This is a genomic window from Mesorhizobium silamurunense, assembly GCF_014843825.1.
Classification (GTDB): Bacteria; Pseudomonadota; Alphaproteobacteria; order Rhizobiales; family Rhizobiaceae; genus Mesorhizobium; species Mesorhizobium silamurunense.
Map to the genome: position 1 here is coordinate 1 of NZ_JHQR01000313.1, position 20,924 is coordinate 20,924.

The 20,924-nt window shown below is 61.9% G+C and carries 20 protein-coding genes and 1 pseudogene; 8 read left to right on the forward strand and 13 right to left on the reverse strand.

All coding sequences use genetic code 11. The features are described from left to right. Positions 1–382: 382 nt before the first annotated feature. A complete protein-coding gene (locus tag DH10_RS30730; protein WP_192257443.1) occupies positions 383–613 on the reverse strand; it encodes a hypothetical protein in 231 nt (76 codons plus the stop codon). A gap of 93 nt (positions 614–706) precedes the next feature. Continuing rightward, complete coding sequence (locus DH10_RS30735; protein ID WP_192257441.1) at positions 707–1,009, reverse strand: hypothetical protein; 303 nt, start codon at positions 1,007–1,009, stop codon at positions 707–709. Positions 1,010–1,227: 218 nt separating this feature from the next. On the opposite strand from DH10_RS30735, the gene DH10_RS30740 reads away from it, so the two are divergent. Both DH10_RS30740 and DH10_RS30745 read left to right on the forward strand, forming a co-directional pair. Then, positions 1,228–2,370 carry a helix-turn-helix domain-containing protein gene (locus DH10_RS30740; RefSeq protein WP_192257439.1) on the forward strand — a complete coding sequence of 381 codons (1,143 nt, stop codon included), beginning with the start codon at positions 1,228–1,230 and terminating at the stop codon, positions 2,368–2,370. A 250-nt stretch (positions 2,371–2,620) separates the two neighbouring features. Then, positions 2,621–3,586 (forward strand): ATP-dependent DNA ligase, encoded by a 966-nt coding sequence (locus DH10_RS30745; protein WP_192257437.1) that lies wholly within the window; start codon positions 2,621–2,623, stop codon positions 3,584–3,586. A gap of 72 nt (positions 3,587–3,658) precedes the next feature. Here DH10_RS30745 and DH10_RS30750 read toward each other — a convergent pair whose 3' ends face one another. The 6 genes and pseudogenes from DH10_RS30750 to DH10_RS30770 all read right to left on the reverse strand — a co-directional run bounded on the left by DH10_RS30750 (position 3,659) and on the right by DH10_RS30770 (position 9,210). Further along, positions 3,659–4,561 carry a GGDEF domain-containing protein gene (locus DH10_RS30750; RefSeq protein WP_192257435.1) on the reverse strand — a complete coding sequence of 301 codons (903 nt, stop codon included), beginning with the start codon at positions 4,559–4,561 and terminating at the stop codon, positions 3,659–3,661. 8 nt (positions 4,562–4,569) lie between these two features. Further along, complete coding sequence (locus tag DH10_RS30755) at positions 4,570–5,016, reverse strand: response regulator (protein WP_192257433.1); 447 nt, start codon at positions 5,014–5,016, stop codon at positions 4,570–4,572. Then, the gene (locus DH10_RS38355; RefSeq protein WP_425515391.1) at positions 5,013–5,294 is read right to left on the reverse strand and encodes a sensor histidine kinase; all 282 of its coding nucleotides are present in this window, start codon (positions 5,292–5,294) and stop codon (positions 5,013–5,015) included. Before DH10_RS38355 ends, DH10_RS30755 begins: the two co-directional genes overlap by 4 nt. A 254-nt stretch (positions 5,295–5,548) precedes the next feature. Further along, positions 5,549–6,982 (reverse strand): annotated as a pseudogene (locus DH10_RS30760) (sensor histidine kinase); the annotation flags it as partial. Continuing rightward, positions 6,979–7,902 carry a porin PorA family protein gene (locus tag DH10_RS30765; protein WP_192257429.1) on the reverse strand — a complete coding sequence of 308 codons (924 nt, stop codon included), beginning with the start codon at positions 7,900–7,902 and terminating at the stop codon, positions 6,979–6,981. The gene DH10_RS30765 and the pseudogene DH10_RS30760, both read right to left, overlap by 4 nt. A gap of 1,071 nt (positions 7,903–8,973) precedes the next feature. Beyond that, on the reverse strand, positions 8,974–9,210 hold the full coding sequence (locus DH10_RS30770) for a hypothetical protein (RefSeq protein ID WP_192257427.1): 237 nt from the start codon (positions 9,208–9,210) through the stop codon (positions 8,974–8,976). 959 nt (positions 9,211–10,169) lie between these two features. On the opposite strand from DH10_RS30770, the gene DH10_RS30775 reads away from it, so the two are divergent. Beyond that, positions 10,170–10,601 carry a cupin domain-containing protein gene (locus tag DH10_RS30775; RefSeq protein WP_192244841.1) on the forward strand — a complete coding sequence of 144 codons (432 nt, stop codon included), beginning with the start codon at positions 10,170–10,172 and terminating at the stop codon, positions 10,599–10,601. A gap of 68 nt (positions 10,602–10,669) precedes the next feature. Here the strand turns inward: DH10_RS30775 and DH10_RS30780 are convergent, their stop codons facing one another. Beyond that, a complete protein-coding gene (locus DH10_RS30780; protein WP_192244839.1) occupies positions 10,670–11,125 on the reverse strand; it encodes a carboxymuconolactone decarboxylase family protein in 456 nt (151 codons plus the stop codon). A gap of 234 nt (positions 11,126–11,359) precedes the next feature. Between DH10_RS30780 and DH10_RS30785 the strand changes: the two genes are divergently transcribed. The 3 genes from DH10_RS30785 to DH10_RS30795 all read left to right on the forward strand — a co-directional run bounded on the left by DH10_RS30785 (position 11,360) and on the right by DH10_RS30795 (position 13,258). Next, positions 11,360–12,121 carry a copper homeostasis protein CutC gene (locus DH10_RS30785; protein WP_192244837.1) on the forward strand — a complete coding sequence of 254 codons (762 nt, stop codon included), beginning with the start codon at positions 11,360–11,362 and terminating at the stop codon, positions 12,119–12,121. Next, a complete protein-coding gene (locus tag DH10_RS30790; protein ID WP_246505892.1) occupies positions 12,121–12,630 on the forward strand; it encodes a GNAT family N-acetyltransferase in 510 nt (169 codons plus the stop codon). The genes DH10_RS30785 and DH10_RS30790 overlap by 1 nt, the downstream gene beginning before the upstream one ends. A 136-nt stretch (positions 12,631–12,766) precedes the next feature. Further along, a complete protein-coding gene (locus tag DH10_RS30795; protein WP_192385687.1) occupies positions 12,767–13,258 on the forward strand; it encodes an SRPBCC family protein in 492 nt (163 codons plus the stop codon). A gap of 3 nt (positions 13,259–13,261) precedes the next feature. On the opposite strand, the gene DH10_RS30800 is transcribed toward DH10_RS30795, so the two are convergent. From DH10_RS30800 to DH10_RS30815, 4 genes are all read right to left on the reverse strand, one after another. Further along, positions 13,262–14,284 carry an acyltransferase family protein gene (locus DH10_RS30800; RefSeq protein WP_192244833.1) on the reverse strand — a complete coding sequence of 341 codons (1,023 nt, stop codon included), beginning with the start codon at positions 14,282–14,284 and terminating at the stop codon, positions 13,262–13,264. A 211-nt stretch (positions 14,285–14,495) separates the two neighbouring features. Further along, complete coding sequence (locus tag DH10_RS30805) at positions 14,496–15,293, reverse strand: FAD binding domain-containing protein (protein WP_192244831.1); 798 nt, start codon at positions 15,291–15,293, stop codon at positions 14,496–14,498. Positions 15,294–15,406: 113 nt separating this feature from the next. Continuing rightward, positions 15,407–17,755, reverse strand: coding sequence for a xanthine dehydrogenase family protein molybdopterin-binding subunit (locus tag DH10_RS30810; RefSeq protein WP_192244829.1), 2,349 nt, complete (start codon positions 17,753–17,755; stop codon positions 15,407–15,409). A gap of 115 nt (positions 17,756–17,870) precedes the next feature. Further along, on the reverse strand, positions 17,871–18,371 hold the full coding sequence (locus DH10_RS30815) for a (2Fe-2S)-binding protein (protein WP_192244827.1): 501 nt from the start codon (positions 18,369–18,371) through the stop codon (positions 17,871–17,873). Between the two features lie 451 nt (positions 18,372–18,822). Here DH10_RS30815 and DH10_RS30820 point away from each other — a divergent pair, with 451 nt between their 5' ends. Then, positions 18,823–19,818, forward strand: coding sequence for an FIST N-terminal domain-containing protein (locus DH10_RS30820; RefSeq protein WP_425515392.1), 996 nt, complete (start codon positions 18,823–18,825; stop codon positions 19,816–19,818). Positions 19,819–19,824: 6 nt separating this feature from the next. Then, positions 19,825–20,924 (forward strand): ATP-binding response regulator (locus DH10_RS30825; RefSeq protein ID WP_192385688.1); only part of this gene is annotated, 1,100 nt, incomplete at its 3' end.

The following is a 20,924-nucleotide window of genomic DNA, read 5'->3' on the forward strand; positions in this document are numbered from 1 at the left end:
AACTGTCACCCATCTCTCGGGAAGGGCATACAAAACTGCGAACGTCGTGCCTCGCCGTATACGTTTCAGGCTTCTCTCCAGACACGACAAGCGATCGCAAAAGGCCGAGTTTTGAACCTCGGATGACGATTCGATCGGCCCCTATCTCGTCCCGCCGCACAACCTTCTGGACATGGAGCTAGGGAACGTGCCGTCCGCGCGGCGAAGGCCCTCCCGAGCAAGCCGGAGAAATCGGGCAAGCGCCTCCGGCGTAATCCCGGCTTCCTTTGCATCCTAGCTCTGCACGTTCCACGCCTGCACGGGCAGCGTCTCGGATTCGTTTCAACTCGCCAAGCTGCGCACCCTCGGTCAAGCCCGAGGGCAGGCTTTTGGGCGACACGCACTAATGCGCGGTTCCCGCGAGCTTTTGCCGACGAGACCTGACCGCGTCCAGCAGTTCGCGTTCGCTGGTGTGAGCATTTCGAAAGATGGCCACAACCAATACCGCTAAAACTTCGGCGGCCGGGTCCAGGGGGTCGAGCTGTTCATCCGCGCAGACCTGATTGAACACGCGTTCGCAAACAGCCAGATCGAGAGGGCTAAGACAGGTGCGATTAAAGCGCTGACGCAGCATTTGAGCGAACCTTTCAGGGCCCGCCGCCCGTGCTTTGCGGCGGGCTTTTATCACTGAGGCTTGAGCGATGTCGTCCACAGCTTTCTAGTAATATTACTCCATACTCGGCGATTGGGTTGTCAATAATCCCAAAATCTGTGCGCACTCGCGAGATCTATATTGTCCAGCTGTCATCAGCTGGTAATAGTCTTGCCGCTTGTTTTCCGGTATACGAAAGCCGCGCCGAAATTCAGCCGCCTCTTTTGGAGTTCTTGTACAGCCAAGTTTGCTGGCGCTGACTTTCAAACTCGCCAGTGAGCATCCGAGCTTTGCGGCAATGTCCTTCAATGGTTCGTTATTAACGTATCCATCAAGAATTATCTTGCGGCGAGCTTCTCCTTTGAGCTTTTCGTTCATTTCGTGGTCTCCTCAACGTCGCTTTCACGATGTCGGATTCTATAGGCACCAGTCTGAAGAGTGTCGTTAGCTTCGCATCCAGAAACTTATCTCGGGATGCATTTCTTGCTGTAACCGAGCGTGATCGAAGATGCGGTCGACAGGCTTGCCAGATACCTGGGATACACCACATGATTGCGGGGGCATGGGCATACCGGAATCGGATATGGCACCACGCGATGGACACTAAAGGGCAAGACGGGGCCCCTGCGAAGCAGTCGCCGAACCGTGATCGACGTCGTTGGCCGCGTGAAGCTCCATCTCACAAGGAGGCTGCTCCGTCACTCATGCCGGCGCTTAAACCTCTATCCTTTTCAACGCTCGAACTGGCACCAGAGGTTCAATTCGCCGCTTGGCAAGCGCATGTGGCGCCGCTTGTCGAGATCAGGTTGCCGGATAACAAATCGCTGGAGGACGGCTTCCCTGCCACCCACACGGCTTGGAATCTTGGGGGCATGCTGATCGTTGAACAGCGGGCGGCGGCGCACAGTTATATGCGTTCTGCGGCGAAGCTTCGGTCCAGCTCGATCGATCACTGGTATATCGTCTTGCCACATACTGGCCAGTCATGGACGGAAGTCGATCGCCGCGTTGCGGAAAGCCAGCCGGGCAAATTGGAGTTGAGGTCGCTTGGTTACCCGTTTCGCGGAAGGTCAACGGAATCCGAAAGTCTCGTTCTCTATTTGCCGCGTGATTTGTTCGCCGATGCGGCGGCAACCCTAGATGCAAACAACAATTCAATTCTTTCCGGCAACTTTGCTAACCTTTTGATCGACTACGTCGACAGCGTCGCAACAAGACTCCGCAGCCTCACGGCAGACGACTTGCCCCGCATCGTGCACGCAACGCGCAGCATGATCATTGCGTGCCTCGCGCCTCCGGCCGAACATGCCGCCGCGGCCGAACAGCTGGCGAGTGTCACGCTAATGGAGCGGGCGCGTCGATACGTCCAAAACAACCTGGACGCGGCTCGTCTGACGCCGGATTCAATGTGCAGGGCGCTCGGTGTTTCGCGGTCTCGTCTCTATCAGTTGTTCGAACCGAGCGGCGGTGTTCTCCATTACATTCAAAGTCGCCGACTTCTGGCAGCCCATATTGCGCTGAGCGATCCGGCGGACAGCCGGCGAATTGTCGAAATTGCCGAAGCCTTCGGGTTTAGTTCACCGGCCAATTTCAGCCGCGCATTCAGCAAGGAATTCGGTTACAGCCCGCGCGAGGGCCGCAGCACGGTGGTGTTGCCGCGCCCCGCCCACTCTGTTTCGCTTGCCGAGCACGATAAGGGCTCTTCCTTTGAAGGTTGGCTCAAGGCGCTCGGAAGCTGAGCGCTGGACCGGTGGTGATAGAGCCCTGGCGGTAATGCCGCCATTGGCGCGCGGGGGACTGGCCTGAGGCAGCCTGAAACAGCACAGGCCAGTGGGGGACGGACCAAGAGTGCCGCGCCGACAGCGAGATATGTACCCCAGGATAACTATTTGGATGCGAAGCTAACGACAATTCGGTGGCCTCGGATGTAGATGTTCGCAATGGCTTAGCGGGGGCTCGGCACAGGCGGCAGGCGTCCAGGTTGGGGGGATGTCGAGCCGCCTGTGTCGATCGCGCCCGCCGCCGCGCGGTCGAAGGTGTTCGTCATTGAGTAAGCGTGCCAAGATCAGCGTCGGCCGGCTGGAGTTCATTCCACCGCAGATCCCTGCTCTGGTCGAGCAACCGCCCAAAGATGAGGGATGGGTTCACGAAGTCAAGTTCGACGGCTACCGGACGCAGATCATCATCGATCAAGGCGGCGTGCGTCTTTACAGCAAGAACGGCCATGACTGGACCACGAAATACTGGCCCATCGCGCTGGCAGTCGAACTGCCATGCAGGGCTGCCATTCTCGACGGCCAGATCATTGTGACCGACGAGAGGGGCGCTCCCGATTTCCACGGGCTGGAAGCCGCGATCTGGAACGAGCCGAGCCGCCTGGTGTTCGTTGCGTTCGACATCCTCCATCTCGATGGTCGCAATCTTGCCCCCTTGCCCCTGCTGCAGCGCAAGCAGGCGCTGTGGCAACTGGTCGAGCCCGGCATCGGCAAGATCCAGTACAGCGAGCATTTCGAGGGCGATGCGCTGGCTATTTTCCGCACCATGGAGAAGATGGGGCTTGAAGGCATCATCTCGAAGCGCGCTGACAGCCACTACCGGAGCGGACCGTCGAAAACATGGGTGAAGGCGAATTATTTCGAGGAAGCCGATTTCGAAGTGCTGGGCGTCGTTCGAGAGCCAGGTGCGGCTCCAATGGCCCTGATGGCCACGAATGATGGCGAAAGACGGTATGTCGGCAGCGCTGTCATCGCCTTGAACCCGTCAATTCGAGACCGACTGTGGCAGCGGGTCGAGAAGATGGCAGGCCCGCCGCCGCGGAGCGTCAAGAAACCTGGGGCGCAATGGGTGAAGCCGGGCCTTGTCGGCCGGGTCCGCTATCTCAAGGGCGAAGGTCCCCTTCGCCATGCCACGCTGAACGATGTGCGCGAAGACCAACCGCGCCATGGGCGGCGGTAGCAACTGCCCCGCCACGGGGCTGGCAAACGCTGACCGCCATGACAGACTCAAAAGTTAGAGGGACCCAACGGCTCACGCTCTGGCTTTCTTGCGGTTGTTTTTGTCGAGGTACATCGCTGCGTCCGCTTCAGCGATCAGTTCATCGATCGACCGCGGCGATCCCGTTGCTGGGTCGTAATAGGCGAAACCGAGACTGAGGAGGAGCTCCGGCTCACCAGCCGCTTGACGGTTATGCGCCGCCAAGGCGTTCGCGAGGCGGAGACGCAGGGCATCAATATCGGACTTTTCAACGCCAGCGGTGATCGAGACAAACTCATCCCCACCAAGTCTGGCGATCACGTCGGATATCCGAAACGCGGAACGCAGGACTTCCCCCGTTCTAATCAGGGCCCGGTCGCCGGCCTTATGCCCAAAACGGTCATTGATGTGCTTCATGCCGTCCAGATCTATGAATGTCACCACCAGTCCCGATCCCGGTCCAGTTCCGGCGGCGCGCTTCACCATTTCCTGGGCGAGAGCCACAAAACCACGACGGTTGTAGAGGCCCGTCAGTTCGTCTGTGAGCGACTGATCCCGCACCTCCAGCATCATCCGGTGACGTTCACGGGCATAGCGGATGGCGCGCGTGATTTGCCGCCCATCGATTTGCCCCTTGACCAGATAGTCCTGCGCGCCGTCCCGAACCGCCTGGATCGCCAACCTCTCGTCATTGAGGCCAGTCAGCACAATGACCGGGACTGAGGGCGCGGTTGCCCGAAATTGGCGAAGCGCATCCAAGCCCATACTGTCGGGGAGGAACAAATCGAGCAATACGAGATCGAAGGTCTGGTCAGCGAACTGCTGCAAGCCAAGCGCCAGGCGATCCGCAGCAGAGATCACGAAGCTTGTATCCTCGGCCGCGAGCAGTTCCCGGATCAGACGGACATCGCCAGGGTTGTCCTCGACAAGCAGAATCCTGAGTGCGTTTTCTTCCACTTTCGCCCTTACTCCGGCGGCAACCTTACGATCGAGAGCCAGAAATACTCGATTCCCTGCACAACGCGTACGAATTCATCCAGATCCACGGGCTTGGTGATGTAACAGTTGGCGTGGAGGTTATAGCTGGCGATGATATCCCTCTCCGCCTGCGACGTGGTCAGGACAGCGACCGGGATGCGTCGCAAGTTCTCATCTTCCTTTATTTCGGCGAGGACCTGGCGACCATCCATGCGAGGCAGGTTGAGGTCGAGCAGGATCAGGTCGGGGCGCGGCGCGTCGGCATATTGTCCCTCACGCCGAAGAATGGCCATGGCTTCAACCCCGTCTTGCGCGACATTGAGTTCATTGCGCACTTTTGCGTCTCGCAAGGCCTCGATAGTGAGCCGAGCGTCGCCGGGATTGTCCTCAACCAAGAGGATATTGATGGGTCGCCCGGTTGTGCTGTTGTTCATATTCGATCCATTTCATGCGTTGAAGCGCTGGAAACTGATTGTGGTACTGGGCCGGGTTCCTCCCGACAAGGAAGCGTGAAGAAAAAGGCCGAGCCGCGATCCAGTTCCGACTCGACCCAAATCCGGCCACCGTGGCGCTCCACCACCTTCTTGCAGATAGCCAGGCCAATTCCTGTGCCCGGATATTCGGCCCGTGTATGCAAGCGTTTGAAAATCGCGAAGAGCCGGTCGATGTACTTGGGATCGATGCCGATGCCATTGTCCGACACCGAAAACACCCATTCCGGGCCCTCTCGCCGTGCCGCAATGTCAACCTCCGGGATTGGTCGCGACGGAACTTGATGGCGTTGCCGATCAGGTTTTGGAAGAGCTGAACCATCTGAAAGTTGTCGGCGACAATAGTGGGTAGTTCGGGTTTGCGGATGATCGCACGGTTCTCGACCTGGGCGGCGTGAAGGTTCGCCAGCGCACGCTCGACCACGACGTTGCAATCGATAGCTTCGAAAGCGTTGGCCTGCGTGCTGACGCGCGAATAGGCCAATAGGTCGTTGATCAATGCCTGCATCCGTGCAGCGCCATCCACAGCGAAATGGATGAACTCGTCGGCGTCGGCGTCGAGCCGTCCCTTGTATCGCCTGCCCAGCAACTGGGTATAGCTTGCCACCATTCGCAGCGGCTCCTGCAGATCGTGCGAAGCGACATAGGCAAAACGCTCCAGCTCAACATTCGAGCGGGCCAATTCACTTGCCCGCAAGTCAAGCTCCCGGGTCTTTTCGGCGACCCTCTGCTCCAGGGTTGCCGCATGGGCGCGCAGCTCGCCTTCGCGATTTGCAAGGGCAGCGGTCATGGCATTGAAGGCGCGCGCCAAACGGCCGATCTCGTCGTTTGACGACTCCGGCAGCGTCACGGCCCTCTCGCCGCGCGCGACCCGCCTTGCGCCCGCCTCGATAAGGCGAATGGGATGCGTGATCGTTCGGGCCAGGAATCCGGATATTCCGACCGCTGCCAACATGAGCACGCCGCCTGCGATGGTCAGGTCATGGCCAAGTTCACGAATTGTGGCGAAGGCTTCCGCCTGATCGAGCTTCGTGATGAGACACAAACCGTATCTCGGAATCCAGCGAAAGACCGTGATGGCGGGAACGCCGCGGTAGTCGTTCGAGACGTCCAGTCCGTCATTGTGCTCAAGACAGCGTCGAGCTGCAGCGCTTCCATCCAAGGTGAGACCGCCTTTGGCGACGCCGCCGAGCAAGCGCGGCCTGCTGGCAAACTTTCCGTCGATGCTGATCAGGTAAGCCTCGTCGGTCGCCCGTAGCCCGGCGCGTCGATCGACGGTCGCCGCCAAACTCTCGGTGCCGAGCCGGGCGACCAAAACAGCGACAAGCTCACCATCTCGGGCACGCAGGGGCGTGGACAGGAACGGCGACAGCGAGGTGGGCTTGCCCGACTGGTCCGGCTGCAGGTAAAGGCCGGGCCGGATCTTGCCGTTGCTGAAATAGGGTTCGCCAATCCCTGAGCGATTTCGATCGTTAGGGTCGGTCACCAATAAGACCCTGCCCGATGCCGGCTCCATTATGAAAAGAGCGTCGTAGTCGCCCCCTTGTCCCGTGCGCACTGTGAGCTCATCGGCAAAGCGCGCCCAGTCGTCGGAAGTGGCTCCCGGGGGAAGACGGGCAAGCCTGGTTACCTGCTCGACGATGTGTGGCGATTCGCTGAGCGCCCGCAGTTCACCCAACCGCTCGTCGAGCCAGGTCTCTATCGACGCCTGCTTTTCCAGGGCGCGAGCCTGGAGTTCGGCCGCAATGCTGCCCTCAAGGGCCGCTTTGCCCCGATCGTAGCCCAGCCACCCGGTCACGCCGAGGAGAATCGCGGAAAAGATCGCGAAGATCAGAGTGAGCTTTTGCGAGATTCCGAGCCGTGCACTTGGCCGGGCTTCCCGCCCATCGACATGAGGCCGGGCTTTCATCCTACGGACGCTGGCTTGCCGCGGCGAAGCCGCAGCGCCCCGATCCCCAGCCAGGCGACAGCCAGCCCGATCCCGCCAATGGGCAGCCAACTTTCCGTCGCCAAAATGCGCAGTCGGGCCTCAGCGGCAAGGCTCAACAAGTCGGACCTGGACTGCGCGGTGTAGCGAGCCTGCCAAACACTGAAGTCTCCCGCGAACTTCTTGGTGGCCGGATCAACGAAATAGCTGTGGCCACGATCCAGCATATCGACGAGGATGCCTGAGACGGGCTCGATCCACAGGTAACCCTCTCCGTCGGTCCCTACACCGTATCGCTCGGATACATCGGGAAGAAATTCATAGGCGCTTGTCTCATCCAGGCCGGCGACGGTGAACCGGTAGACTGCGACCGTTACCCCGTCCACCACCTCGCTGCGATCGAACGCCAGATGCCGTGGACCGCTGTAATAGGGGTCCCAGACCTCATCGATGGAGCCTTCGAGCCGCGGGGGGAAAAGGAATTGCCCACTGCGGCTGACATCACCATAACCGGCCACGTTTTTCCGGGTCCTGCGGTCGACCCCATAAAGGCCGGTGGTCTGGTAATTCACCTCTCCGCTGTCGTTCGACCAGTCGACATGGCTCTGAACGATGGCGACGCCGTCGGTCGAGCTCAGCACCTGGTCGACTCGCCGGCCCTTCTGGTGAAACGTCGTCAGGGCGGCGTCGAGCGTCTGGCGAAAGCTGCTATCTGACTCTAGGACGACGCTGCTCCCGTAGTCGGTCGGTAGCTTCTCCCATGCCGGTCCCACGACCAGTCGTAAGAATAACGCCCCGCAGATGAGGATGGCCGGGGGCACAAGCACCCACATAAGCCCTTGCGAGCGGCGTGATGGCCGGGTATCGACCGTTGCCACCGCGCGCTCAGCGTCAGCTTCCATCGTAATTTCCCCGGGGCGCACGACTGACGAGAAGCTTACAGCAGGGCCCACTGTGCCACAACCAAGCTCGTCGTGCTGTCCTCAGCCGATCGTTGGCAGCTGCAGCATATTCGCCGCCATTTAACGTTTGCTAAATAGTCGCTTGCGATGGCGTCCGGCTCATCGTCGGTCCAAGGCGTGCCGATCTTCGGTGGAGCGGCATCGCGCATCACTCCTAACGCCATCCAATGTCGACGTGACCAACCAGTTCTGCGACCGCACCACGTGCCGCGTCTTGGGCGAGCGCGACTGCCCGTTTCCGGGGGATGGTTTCGGCCCACCGGACAATCGGATGCGCTCCCAAACAGCGTCGAACACGTTTTTGATGAGCTGATCGGCCTGCAGCGGCGGAGACGGCCGAGGTCGAATTAGCGCGCCGTTTGGATGGCACGGCTGCTTCGCCTCGCTGGAAACGTGGCCGTTGGAGTCGCAATTGGCGTCGGGATTGCGGTTGGCCTAGCCATAGCAGGCATCTAGGCTTTCTTATCGCCGTTTGGATTTTGTACCGGCGCCTCTCGCACGTCTCGCGGTGGCGGGTCGACATGCTGAGGCTCTGGCGCGTCTTTGTCGTGAGGGCCGACATGGACCTTCTTAGGGTCTGGCTTCGGCGGGGGCCGCCCCTTGCTTTGCTCCGTCATCAGCGCTCTCCCTCCCTTGCCTGAAAACAGGGTAGCCGCACTGTTTGTTCCGATTGCGCCAAGCCAAATAGCAGCCAGGTCCCAATTGGGGTGCCAATCCTTCCTGCGAAATTGGCAGGCCCGCGCGACAAGGCGGGGATGGGGAAGCGTCCGTGCCGGTGGCTAGTGGAGCGGTTTGGACGAGCAAAGACATTATCCTCGCGATCATCGCGACAGGGTTGATGAAGCCCTTAGTACGTGCGGCCAATCTGAATGCGGCGCGTTCGCGCTCCATCGCGCGATCTGGTCGGCCGCTCTCCTATGACACCCCTAGTATCACCGAAGCGTCCGTCGCGCTCAGGCGCCTGCCTATGGCCCGCTGCTCGGCGGCAGCCGGCCGTTGTTGCCCCGGCTATCAGCCCAAAGTGTTTATCTGGGAAAGATCTGCGATGTCGCCATAGATCATCGAACCTTTGACGAGAAAACACTTGTCGCCGAGGACTTCGAAGAGTGAGCTTGACGCGGTGCAAACCGGAAGGTTCTTCGAATTGGCGTACGTGCCGAGGGTCGCGGTTTGGACCCTGCGGTCCTTGGCTTCGGCATAGCCGACGCTGATCGCGAGGATAGCGATAGCAATGAGAGTCTTGCTCATATTTAGCCCCAGAGCCAGCGGGCTTCTTACAGCAAAACCGGGTTGCCTCCCTCATGCATCAAGGTAGCACCGTCCTGTGGTGCTTCCATCCATCGATTGGATGACGCGAGCTCATCTATATTAGCTATCAACCTGAGCGCGCCACACGGAGCCAGACCAGCGCGCGTTCCCTTGGAATGTATCGTTTTACTCAATCCCCAATTGGTGGACTCCTACGGTACATCGGCAGTTAGTTTCTGCATCAAAGCTAAAAAGGGGAAAGAGGGCCTCGAACCGGGAGGAACGACGTTGTCTGCGCAAAAAGAGGACTATCGAACCAACAGAGCCGACTATGTGATTGCCGCGATGCAAGGCCGATCGACCCCTGATAACAGTCGCGACGAGAAACTGAAGGCCATCTGGCTAAGAGACCGGCGTTTCGCCAGATTGGCCGCAAATCCGTGTGAAAGCTTGCCACCTAGAGCCAGACCGCCGCACGGTTAGTTAGGCGCGTGCGGCGCTTGGTGCCGCTCACATCGCCGCTATCACCGCCCTGGTGCTCGCCAGCGCGATCTGGTTCTATCTGCGCCACGACTTCATCCGCATGGCCCCCTGTCGCAGGCTTGGCTCTCTACGCGCTGCTCAGCTAGCCCGTCCTAGGCTCTGGAGGCGGCGCGTTCGGGTCGGGGCAATCAGACAATTGCTCACACGAAGGGGGCCTATCGCCAACGCCGCCATAGTGTTCCACGAGTTTTGCGAATCCGTAGGCGAAGGCGAAAAGAAGCGCCAGGAAAACCAGTATTCGGACGGCCATTCGGGATTATAGCAGGACCTCGATCCGGGTTTGACTAGCTACAGGTAGAAGAGCGATTTCCCACGGCCGGTGCCGTTCGGACGGCTCACGTCTCTAAAGACACCGCCGTTGCACTTGCGCGCGAATGCATACCGGGCGATGGTCGCGCAATTTCCGGGGAGGACTCATGCGCAATATCTTGGCATCGGCGCTGCTGCTGGCGGCAGCGCTTTCTTCGACCACCGCCAACGCTCTGGACAGTTCCGGCACTCCGGTCGTCGTGACGCCGCTGGCATCGAAGACGACGACGGCTTCCGGCCAGCCGATCACGCTGCCGCAGAAGAATGTCGAGGTTCAGGTCTCGGCCTATCAGATCGCGCCTGGCGCGACGCTGCCGGTGCACAAGCACCCCTTCCCGCGCTATGCCTATGTCGAGGCCGGCACGCTCAAGGTAACCAATGTCGAGACCGGCAACAGCAACACCTACAAGACCGGCGATTTCATCGTCGAGATGATCGGGCAATGGCACCAGGCCACCAACATCGGCACCGATGCGGTGAAGCTCCTGGTGATCGACCAGGTCGAGCAGGGCGCCAAGAACACGATCTTGAAGCAGTAATCTGACGAGCAAGGCTGCTTCGTCAGCAAGGCGCCCGCCCCAAAGGCGGACGCCTAAATCATCTGCCCTCAGCCCCAGGCGCCCACCGGCTGCCGGGTCGGCGCGTTCAGGCGGTTGAAGGCATTGATCAGCGCGATCTGGATCACCAGCGCGGCAAGCGCCTTGTCGTCATAGTGGCGAGCGGCTTCGTCCCAGACGTCGTCGGGCACCGCGTCGGAGCGGTCGGCCAGTCGCGTCGCGGCTTCCGTCAGCGCAAGCGCGGCCCGTTCGGCACTGGTGAAGTAAGGCGTTTCCCGCCAGGCGGATACCGCGAAGATGCGCTCGTCCTTCTCGCCCGCCTTCTTCAGCTCGCGCGCGTGCATGTCGACGCAGACGCTGCAGGCGTTGATCTGGCTGGCGCGCAGGTGGATGAGCTTGCGCGTCACATAAGGCACCTCCGCGGCTTCGGTCGACTTGTCCAGCGCCAGCAGCGCCTGCAGAGCGCCTGGAATGAGCATCACCGGGTTCTTCAATCTGGCTTCCATGGTCTGTCTCCTTTGGTTCTCGCAGCCGACGCCGTGCATCAGTCCGCCATCGGCAGATCGATCAATAACTATCTGGCTATGAATTAATCCATAACCTTGCAGTTATGGATTGTCAACCGACATCGGACAAATCCGGAAACGGAAAGCGATCGCATCGTTTGCTGGACCGATCGATGCGGCTTTCGCCGCAATCGCCCCGATGCTAGGGCTGCGCCTGCTCTTCAATATGGATGGATGCCGGTGACCGACGCTAAAAGACCCCTGATCGAAATCTGCGTCGAAGGCATTGACGGGCTGCTTGCCGCACAAGCCGCAGGCGCCGATCGGGTCGAGCTTTGCGCCAGCCTCGTCGAAGGCGGCATCACGCCGAGCCTTGGCACGGTGCGCGCCGCGCTCGAACGCGCGACCATCCCATTCCATGTCATCGTGCGTCCGCGCGGCGGCGATTTTCTCTATAGCGAGGCGGAATACCAATCGATGCTCGCCGATGTCGGCGCGCTGCGCGATCTCGGCGTGGCCGGCGTCGTCGTCGGCTGCCTGACCGCCGACGGCGCCATCGACGAGGCGCGCATGGGCGAACTGGTGCGCGCCGCCGGCACTCTCAATGTCACCTGCCACCGCGCTTTCGACATGACGCGCGACCCGGCCGAGGCGCTCGAAGCGCTGATCCGCTGGAAGGTTGGCCGCGTGCTGACCAGCGGCCAGCGCGATACGGCGCTGGAAGGCGCCGACCTGCTTGCGCAACTCGTTCGCCAGGCGGGCGAACGCATCATCATCCTCGGTTGCGGCGGACTGGCGCCCGACAACATAGGCGAAGTCCTGAGGCGAACCGGGCTGAGCGAGATGCATTTCGCCGCACTCGCCGACGTGCCGAGCGCCATGCGCTACCGCAACCCGCATGTCGGCATGGGCGGCGCCGATCTCGACCGCGAATACCGCAACACGGTGACCGACGAGACCCTGGTTGCGGCAACGATCGCAGCCGCGAGGGCCTGATGCCGGAACCGAGTATGTCGAAGGATCGGCTGCCGATCGAACGCGTTTCGCCCGCCGACGAGGCCGCGATCCTCGTTCTCAACAACGAGCATGCCGCCGAACTGTCCTGGCTGGAGCCGGAGCGGTTGTCGTTCCTAATCGGGCAGGCTTTCTACACGCGCCGCATCGGCGCGCTCGAAGCCTTCATCATGTGCTTCGATCAGGACGCCCGCTACGACAGCCCCAATTTTCTCTGGTTCCGCAAGCGTTATCCGCGCTTCGTCTATGTCGACCGGGTGGTGGTCGCGGCCAAGGCGCGCGGCCGCGGCCATGCCCGCCGCCTCTACGAGGATCTGTTCGACCATCTCCGGCGCACTGGCCACACGATCGTCACCTGCGAGGTCAACGCCGATCCGCCGAACCCTGCCTCGGATGCCTTCCACGCCGCGCTCGGCTTCGCCGAGGTCGGCGATGCCGTGATCCATGGCGGCAAGAAGTCAGTGCGCTACTACGCCAAGCCGATTGGCTAGCGCATGGCCCCGAAAGCTAGAGGCTTTCGGAATGGTACCATGCGCAAAACAAGGTTCTTGCGGCGCCCGCCACTGGTCACGAAAACAAGCTGCAGCTAATGTAAATGCTCCGCCGGCTTGGGGGGGGCGCGACATCATGCCAAGCAACGTCTTCCGCTTCGACGAGAGCTGGGACATACCGGAAGGGACGCCGCAGGAAGTGTGGGACGTTCTGTCCGACGCCGAATTGCTGCCGCTCTGGTGGGGCGACGCCTACAAGGAAGTCGAGCCGCTCGACAGGAAAGGCAAGGGCGTCGTCGGCTCGCGGGCGCGAGCCAGGGCGCGAGGCGCCCTGCCCTACGAGCTGAACTTCATCATCGAGGCCGCCGAGCTCGATCCAGGCCGTCTGGTGGTGGTGAAGACCTTCGGCGATTTCGATGGACTATGGCGGGCCGAACTGTCGCCGTCAGGAACCGGCACGCATGTGAAGCTCACCTGGCAGGTCATCGTGGAGAGGCCGATCCTCAAGCTCCTGGCGCCCCTGCTCAGGCCGGCCTTTGCCTGGAACCATCGCTGGACGACGCCGCGCGGTGAAGCCGGGCTTCGTCGCTATCTCGCCGCGCGGAAGAACAGCAAGGCGCCTGACTGAACCTTACCAGTTGCGGTTGAGCCAGCCGCGGGCCGGTTTTTCGACGATGTAGTAGCTCGCCAGCGCGCAGGCGAAGACCGCGGCCAGCATCGGGATCGGCGTGACGTCCCGATCGTAGACGAATTTGTAGAAGGGCTGCTGCCAGAGATAGAGCGAATAGGACCACAGCCCCAGCATCACCATCGGCCGCGACGACAGCAATCCGGTCAGATAGCCGCCGGCGAAATCGAGCGTGTTGACGGCGAGCGCCAGCAGCGGCACGCCCAGCAGATAATGCATGGGCGTCGGCACCGGATCGAGGAACAGCAAGACCGCACCTACGGCCGCCGCCAGCGCCACGTGTCGATTCCTGAGGAATGCCGGCAGCCGTCCATCGGCCTTGAGCAGGCAGATCGCGGCCGAAAGCAGGATCGAGGCGATATGCACATCGGTGCGCCAATAGCTGGTCTCGTAGTCCATGCCGAGAACCCAGTAGGAGATGGCGCCGTTGGCCATCGCCAGCACGGAAAGTGCCAAAAGCAGCCGCACGACATTCGCGCGCCCTGACACCACCACGCTGATCAGCGCCAGGATGACATAAGAATGCTCCTCGATGGCGAGCGACCAGATATGGTCGAGCGCGCCCGCGCGATTGATGAGAATGCCGGCATAGTTGTAGGTGAATGTCAGCGCGGTAAGCGCCGCTTTCCATTTGAAGGCGATGAAGGTGCCGGAAAGCCCGATCATGGCGGCAATCACGAACACCAGCAGTGCCGGATAGATGCGCGAGAAGCGGCGCTTGAAGAATTTCTTCAGTGGAAAGCGTTCGATGAACAGGATCTCGCCCATCAGCCGCCCGCTGAGCACGAAGAAGAACTCGACGCCGAGCACGCCCAGATTGATGCCGGGAACCGGAAAGAAGTGGCCGATCAGCACCAGCGCGATCGACAGGCCGCGCCAGCCGTCGAGATAGGCCAGCCTTGTCCGTGCCGCTTTGTCGGCTGTGGCCCGTGGCAGGACACCGGCCGTCGCGGAGATGTCGGTCATGCCCGTCCCTTCGCAACTCGAGGCCCGAACGCGGCAACCGCCACGCGCTTCGGACCCCGCCTCGTATTCCGCCCAGTTTATTTTGCAGTGCGGGATAACTTTGTGCAAGTGCGAAGCTTCGATTTTGGCGAGACTTGCCGGCCAAGCCGTTGCGACTGCAAAAGAAAAAGGGGCGCGACAGCCCCCCGTTTTCTCCCCGAACCAGCAGCGTTCAGGCGTTGGCCGCGGCCACCGCGCGCTTCGCCATCACCGTGATCAGATTGGCGCGATAGTCCGCAGAGGCATGGATATCGCTCATCAGGCCCTTTGCCGACACTTTGAGCCCATCCAGCGCCGAGGCGTCGAAATTCTTCGCCAGCGCCGACTCGATTTCCTTGGAGCGGAAAACGCCGTCGTCGCCGGCGCCAGTCACCGCTGCCCTCACCCCATCCTTGCCCTTGGTCACGAACACTCCCACGATCGCGTAGCGCGAGGCCGGGTTGCGGAACTTTTGGTAGGCCGCCTTGGCAGGCGCGGTGAACGTCACCGCCGTGATGATCTCGCCGTCCTTCAGCGCCGTCTCGAACAGCCCCTTGAAGAACTTATCGGCGGCGATCTCGCGTTTGTTGGTGATGATCGTCGCTCCCAGCGCCAGCAGTGCCGCCGGATAGTCGGCCGCCGGATCGTTGTTGGCGATCGAGCCGCCGATCGTGCCCTTGTAGCGCACCGCCGGGTCGCCGATCAGGGAGGCCATATGCGCAAGCGCCGGGCAGGCCTTCTTCAGCTTCTCGTCGCTTGAGACGTCGTAATGCGTAGTCGCTGCACCTATGGTGACCGTCTTGCCGGACACCTTGATACCGTGCAATTCCTTCAGCCGCGACACGTCGACCAGGTCTGAAGGTGCCGCGAGCCGCGTCTTCATTGCGGGAATCAGCGTCATGCCGCCGGAGAGCAGCTTGGCATCGCCATTCTTCAAGAGCTTGGCGGCGTCGGAGACCGAGGCGGCGCGATGGTAGTTGACTGCATACATGGGATCCTCCCCTAAAGTGAATGGTGAAATGGTGAAATCGTGAATGGTCAGGCTGTCACGGCATCGCGGCACATCTTCCATTCACCATTCACAATTCACCATTCACTCCTGTTTCAGTGCTTCTTGGCGTGGATCGCCGACCACACGGTCGACGGCGATGCCGGCATGGCGATGTCGACGACGCCGAGCGCATCGGTGATGGCGTTGATCACCGCCGGCGGCGAGCCGATCGCGCCGGCCTCGCCGCAGCCTTTCACCCCGAGCGGATTGCCGGGGCACGGCGTGTTCGAGGTCGAGACCTTGAACAGCGGCAGGTCGGCTGCGCGCGGCATGGTGTAGTCCATGTAGCTTGCCGTCAGCAGCTGGCCGCTGGCGTCGTAGTGGGCGCCTTCGAGCAGCGCCTGGCCGACGCCTTGCGCGATGCCGCCGTGGACCTGCCCCTCGACGATCATCGGGTTGATGATATTGCCGAAGTCGTCCGCCGCGACGAACTGGATGATTTCCGTCAGGCCGGTCTCAGGATCGATCTCGACCTCGCAGATGTAGCAGCCGGCGGGGAAGGTGAAGTTGGACGGGTCGTAGAAGGCCGTTTCCTTCAGGCCCGGCTCCATGCCGGCGGGCAGGTTGTGGGCGGTGTAGGAGGCAAGCGCCACCTGGAACCATGGCAGGCTCTTGTCGGTGCCGGCGACCTTGACCTCGCCATTCTCGATAACGATGTCGCCTTCATCCGCTTCGAGCAGATGCGCCGCGATCTTCTTGGCCTTGGCTTCGACCTTGTCGAGCGCCTTGGCGACGGCCGACATGCCGACGGCGCCCGAGCGCGACCCGTAAGTGCCCATGCTCATCTGCACCTTGTCGGTATCGCCATGGACGATCGAGACCGAATCGAGCGGCACGCCGAAGCGCTGGGTGACCAGCTGCGCGAAGGTCGTCTCATGACCTTGCCCGTGGCTGTGCGAGCCGGTCAGCACCTCGATCGTGCCGACCGCGTTGACGCGCACTTCCGCCGATTCCCAGAGACCGACGCCGGCGCCAAGCGAACCGACCGCCGCCGACGGCGCGAGGCCGCAAGCCTCGATGTAGCAGCTCATGCCGATGCCGCGCAGCTTGCCTCGCTTGGCGGCGTCTGCCTTGCGCTTAGCGAAGCCCGCATAGTCGGCCGCCTTCATCGCCGCGTCGAGCGAGGCGGCATAGTCGCCAGCGTCATAGTTCATGATCACCGGCGTCTGGTGCGGGAACGACGCGATGAAGTTCTTGCGTCTAAGCTCTGCCGGCGAAACGCCAAGCTCGCGTGCGGCGGTCTCCATCATGCGCTCGAGGACGTAGGTGGCCTCCGGCCGCCCTGCCCCGCGATAGGCATCGACGGGCGCGGTGTTGGTGTAGACCGTGCGCACATTGGCGTGGATCGCCGGGATATCGTACTGGCCCGACAGAAGCGTGGCGTAGAGATAGGTCGGCACGCAGGACGAGAACAGCGACATATAGGCGCCGAGATTGGCAATGGTGTCGACCTTGAGGCCGGTAATCCGGTTGTCCTTGTCGAAGGCCATTTCCACCGTCGAGACATGGTCGCGGCCATGCGCGTCGGCAAGGAAGCTCTCGGTGCGATCGGCGACCCATTTGACGGGAACACCGGTCTTCTTCGACGCCCACAGGCAGACGATCTCTTCCGGATAAATGTAGATCTTGGAGCCGAAGCCGCCGCCTACATCGGGTGCGATGACCCTCAGCTTGTTTTCCGGCGCGACATTGTAGAAGGCGCTGAGCACCAGCCGGGCGACATGCGGGTTCTGCGACGTCGTCCAGCAGGTATAGTGGTCCTCGGCCTTGTCGTAATGGCCGAGCGCCGCGCGCGGCTCCATCGCGTTCGGCACCAGCCGGTTGTTGACGATCTTCATGCGCGTGACATGGGCCGCCGACTTGATCGCGGCGTCGGTTGCCTTGCCGTCGCCGAGTTCCCAGTCGAAGATCAGATTGTTCTCGGCCTCGGCATGGACCTGCGGCGCGCCCTTTTCGAGCGCCTTGGTCGCCTCGACCACCGCCTTCAGCTCCTTGTAGGTGATTTCGACCGCTTCCGCGGCGTCTCGCGCCTGACCTTTGGTGTCGGCGATGACGATGACGACGGCGTCGCCGACATAGCGCACCTTGTCCACCGCGAGCGGCGACCAGGCGCCCATCTTCATCGGCGTGCCGTCCTTGGAATGGATCATCCAGCCGCAGATCAGGTTGCCTATACCATCGGCCTTGAGCTCCTTGCCGGTCAGAACGCCGACGACGCCGGGCATCGCTTGTGCTTGTCTGACGTCGATCTTCTTAATCTGCGCATGCGCGTGCGGGCTGCGCACGAACACGGCATGCTTCATGCCGGGAACCACCATGTCGTCGACATAGCGGCCGCCGCCGGTGATGAACCTCTTGTCTTCCTTGCGCGCCACGCGAGCGCCGACACCTTCGATACCCATTGCGGAATTTCCTCCCGGAATTCGGTGTGAATAGTGAATGGTGAATTGGTGAATGGTCGAAAATGGAGAAGGAGCCGCGGCCAGCCTACCCACTATTCACCATTCACTATTCACCCTAAGCCGCTTGCCTGGCCTTGCCCTTGGCGCCCTTCGCCATCGCTTGCGACGCGGCAAGGATGGCCTTGACGATGTTGTGGTAGCCGGTGCAGCGGCAGATGTTGCCGTCGAGCTCGGCGCGCACGGTGGCCTCGTCGAGACCTTCCGGGTAGCGGGCGATCATGTCGGTCGCCGCCATGATCATGCCTGGCGTGCAGAAGCCGCATTGCAGGCCGTGATGCTCCTTGAAGGCCGCCTGCACCGGATGCAGGTCGCCGCCATTCGCAAGTCCTTCGATGGTGACGATCGTCGACCCCGAGGCCTGGACAGCGAGCATCGTGCAGGATTTCACCGCCCTGCCGTCGACATGCACGACGCAGGCGCCGCATTGCGAGGTGTCGCAGCCGACATGCGTTCCCGTGAGACCGAGATGTTCCCTCAGGAAATGCACCAGCAGCGTTCGGTCCTCGGCGGTCCCGCTGACCCGCCTTCCATTTACCGTCAACGACACGTCCGACATGCTTCCTCCCTGGGTATCACCTTGGTCGTCGCGTTGCCGATGCCGTGCTGACGCTTCGGCAGTGCGTTATCGGCACACCGTACAACGGGCAAAACAACCCTGCCAGCGCCGCTCGCATTGTACTTTCGGTTAGGGCAAAAGCGCTGTGTGGCGCAAGCAATCGGCCCATTGCCAAAACCGGGATTGAAGGCAAAGATGCCCCCGACGCACGCGTGCCGAAAACGCACAAAAAGACACGCACAAAAACAGCGTTGGAGGAATTGCAGGAGAAGGCAAACTGGCCAGTTCCAGCACGCGCTACGCATGCGGCCTCTCGGCGCTCACCACGGATGAGCCCGATCCAAACGCCTTTGCCCGGGCAATCGCGGCCGAAGCCGCGGCCGTCTACGCCGACTTCGCGCTGCTCTTCTTCTCCCAGAGCCTCATCGACGCGCATGCGCTGGCGCAAGCGCTGAAACTGCATGCGCCTTCGCTTGCCTATGCCGGCTGCTCGACCGCCGGCGAGATCACGCCGCAAGGGCTGGAGGAAGGCCATATCCTTGCCCTGCTTCTGCCGTCGGCATCATTTTCGGCCGTCAGCACCATGGTCGAAAATCTCTCCTCGTCCGGTATGGACAGGATCACCGGCGAAGTCGCCTCGCTGAGACGCCTGCTGCGCGGCCGCACCGGCCAGGAGCGAGCGAAAAGCGTGTTCGCGCTCTGCTTCATCGATGGGCTGTCCTATGCCGAGGAAGCGGTCACCTCTGCCATCCACTGGGGACTGGACGACATTCCGCTGATTGGCGGCTCGGCGGGCGACGACCTGAAATTCGAAACGACAACGCTGATCTCGAACGGCAAGGTCGCTTCCGACAGCGCCATCGTCGTGCTGGTCGCGACCGACGTCCCCTTCCATGTCTTCAAGACCGATAATTTCATTCCCACCGACGAGAAGCTGGTGGTGACGGCGTCCGATCCCGATCATCGAATCGTGCGCGAATTCAACGCCACCAACGCCGCGGAGGAATACGCCGCCTCCGTCGGTATGGTGCCGCAGGCGCTGACACCGCTGAGCTTCGCGTCCCACCCTGTCGTGGTGAAGGTTGGCGGCGAATATTACTGCCGCTCGATCCAGCGCATGCATGCCGACGGCTCGCTGTCCTTCTTCTGCGCCATCGACGACGGCGTCGTTCTGTCCATCGCTCAGCCCAAGAACATGGTCGAGGCTACGCGCGCCGCGTTGCAGGATGTCGAGCGCAAGCTCGGCGGTATCGACATGGTGCTCGGCTTCGACTGCGTGCTGCGCCGGCTCGATGCACGCAACCGCCAGGTCTTCCGCGATATTTCCAAGCTCTACCGGACCAACAACGTCATCGGTTTCGGCACCTATGGCGAGCAGTACCGCTCGATGCATCTCAACCAGACCTTCACCGGTATCGCCTTCGGTGAGCGTCGGGCGGCCGAGTGAACTGCCATGCCGCTTCGTGATATCGACGACCTCGAGAAGCTGAAGAAGATCAACGCCGCTCTCGTCAGCCGCGTCGAACGCTCGATGGACCAGCAGGTCAACGCCTTCTCTTTGTTCCAGACTGCGATCTCGCTGGAGAACCAGGTGCGCACCCGCACCGAGGAGTTGCATACGACGCTACGCCGGCTCGAGCGGTCGAACATCGAGCTCAGCGCGGCAAAGGAAAACGCCGAGCTGGCGAATCTTTCCAAGACCAGGTTCCTCGCCGCGGCCAGCCACGACGTCCTGCAGCCGCTCAACGCCGCACATCTGTCGGTCTCGGCGCTCGCCGAAGTGCAGACCAGCGAGGAAGGCAAGAAGCTGGTGCGGCAGGTCGAACGCTCGCTGGAGACGATGGAAGATCTGCTGCGCACGCTGCTCGACATCTCCAAGCTCGACGCCGGCGTGGTGCAGCCGGAAATCAGCGATGTGAGCCTGGAGACGCTGTTTTCCTCGCTGCGCTCGGATTTCCTGCCCGAGGCGCAGAAGAAGGGCCTGTCGCTGAAATTCCGGCCGGTCAATGTCGTCGTGCGCTCCGACCGCACCCTGCTGCGCCGCATCCTGCAGAACATCCTGTCCAACGCGCTGCGCTACACCCGCTCCGGCGGCGTGCTGGTCGGCACCAGGCATCGCGGCGACACCATCCGCATCGACGTCGCCGACACCGGCTGCGGCATCCCCGACGACCAGCGTGAGGCGGTCTTCGAGGAGTTCCATCGCGGCATCTCGGCTCTTGCCGACAGAGGGCTGGCCGGCGGACTGGGCCTAGGCCTGGCGATCGTGCGCCGCATGGCGGCGGCACTCGGCCACCCCATCACCTTCTCCTCGAAGGTCGGGCGCGGCACGATCTTCCACATCGACGTGCCGGTCGGCATGAGCGCCGCGGTCGAGCCGGCCGCAGGCGCCGCCGACATGGAGCGGCCGCGCGGCTACGGCCTTTTCGGCACCAAGGTGCTCTTGGTCGAGAACGACGCCGACGTGCTGAGCGCCATGACCTCGCTGCTCGAGCGCTGGCAATGCCTGGTGCGCGCCGCGACTTCGACCGACGACGCGCTCGACCTGCTCGG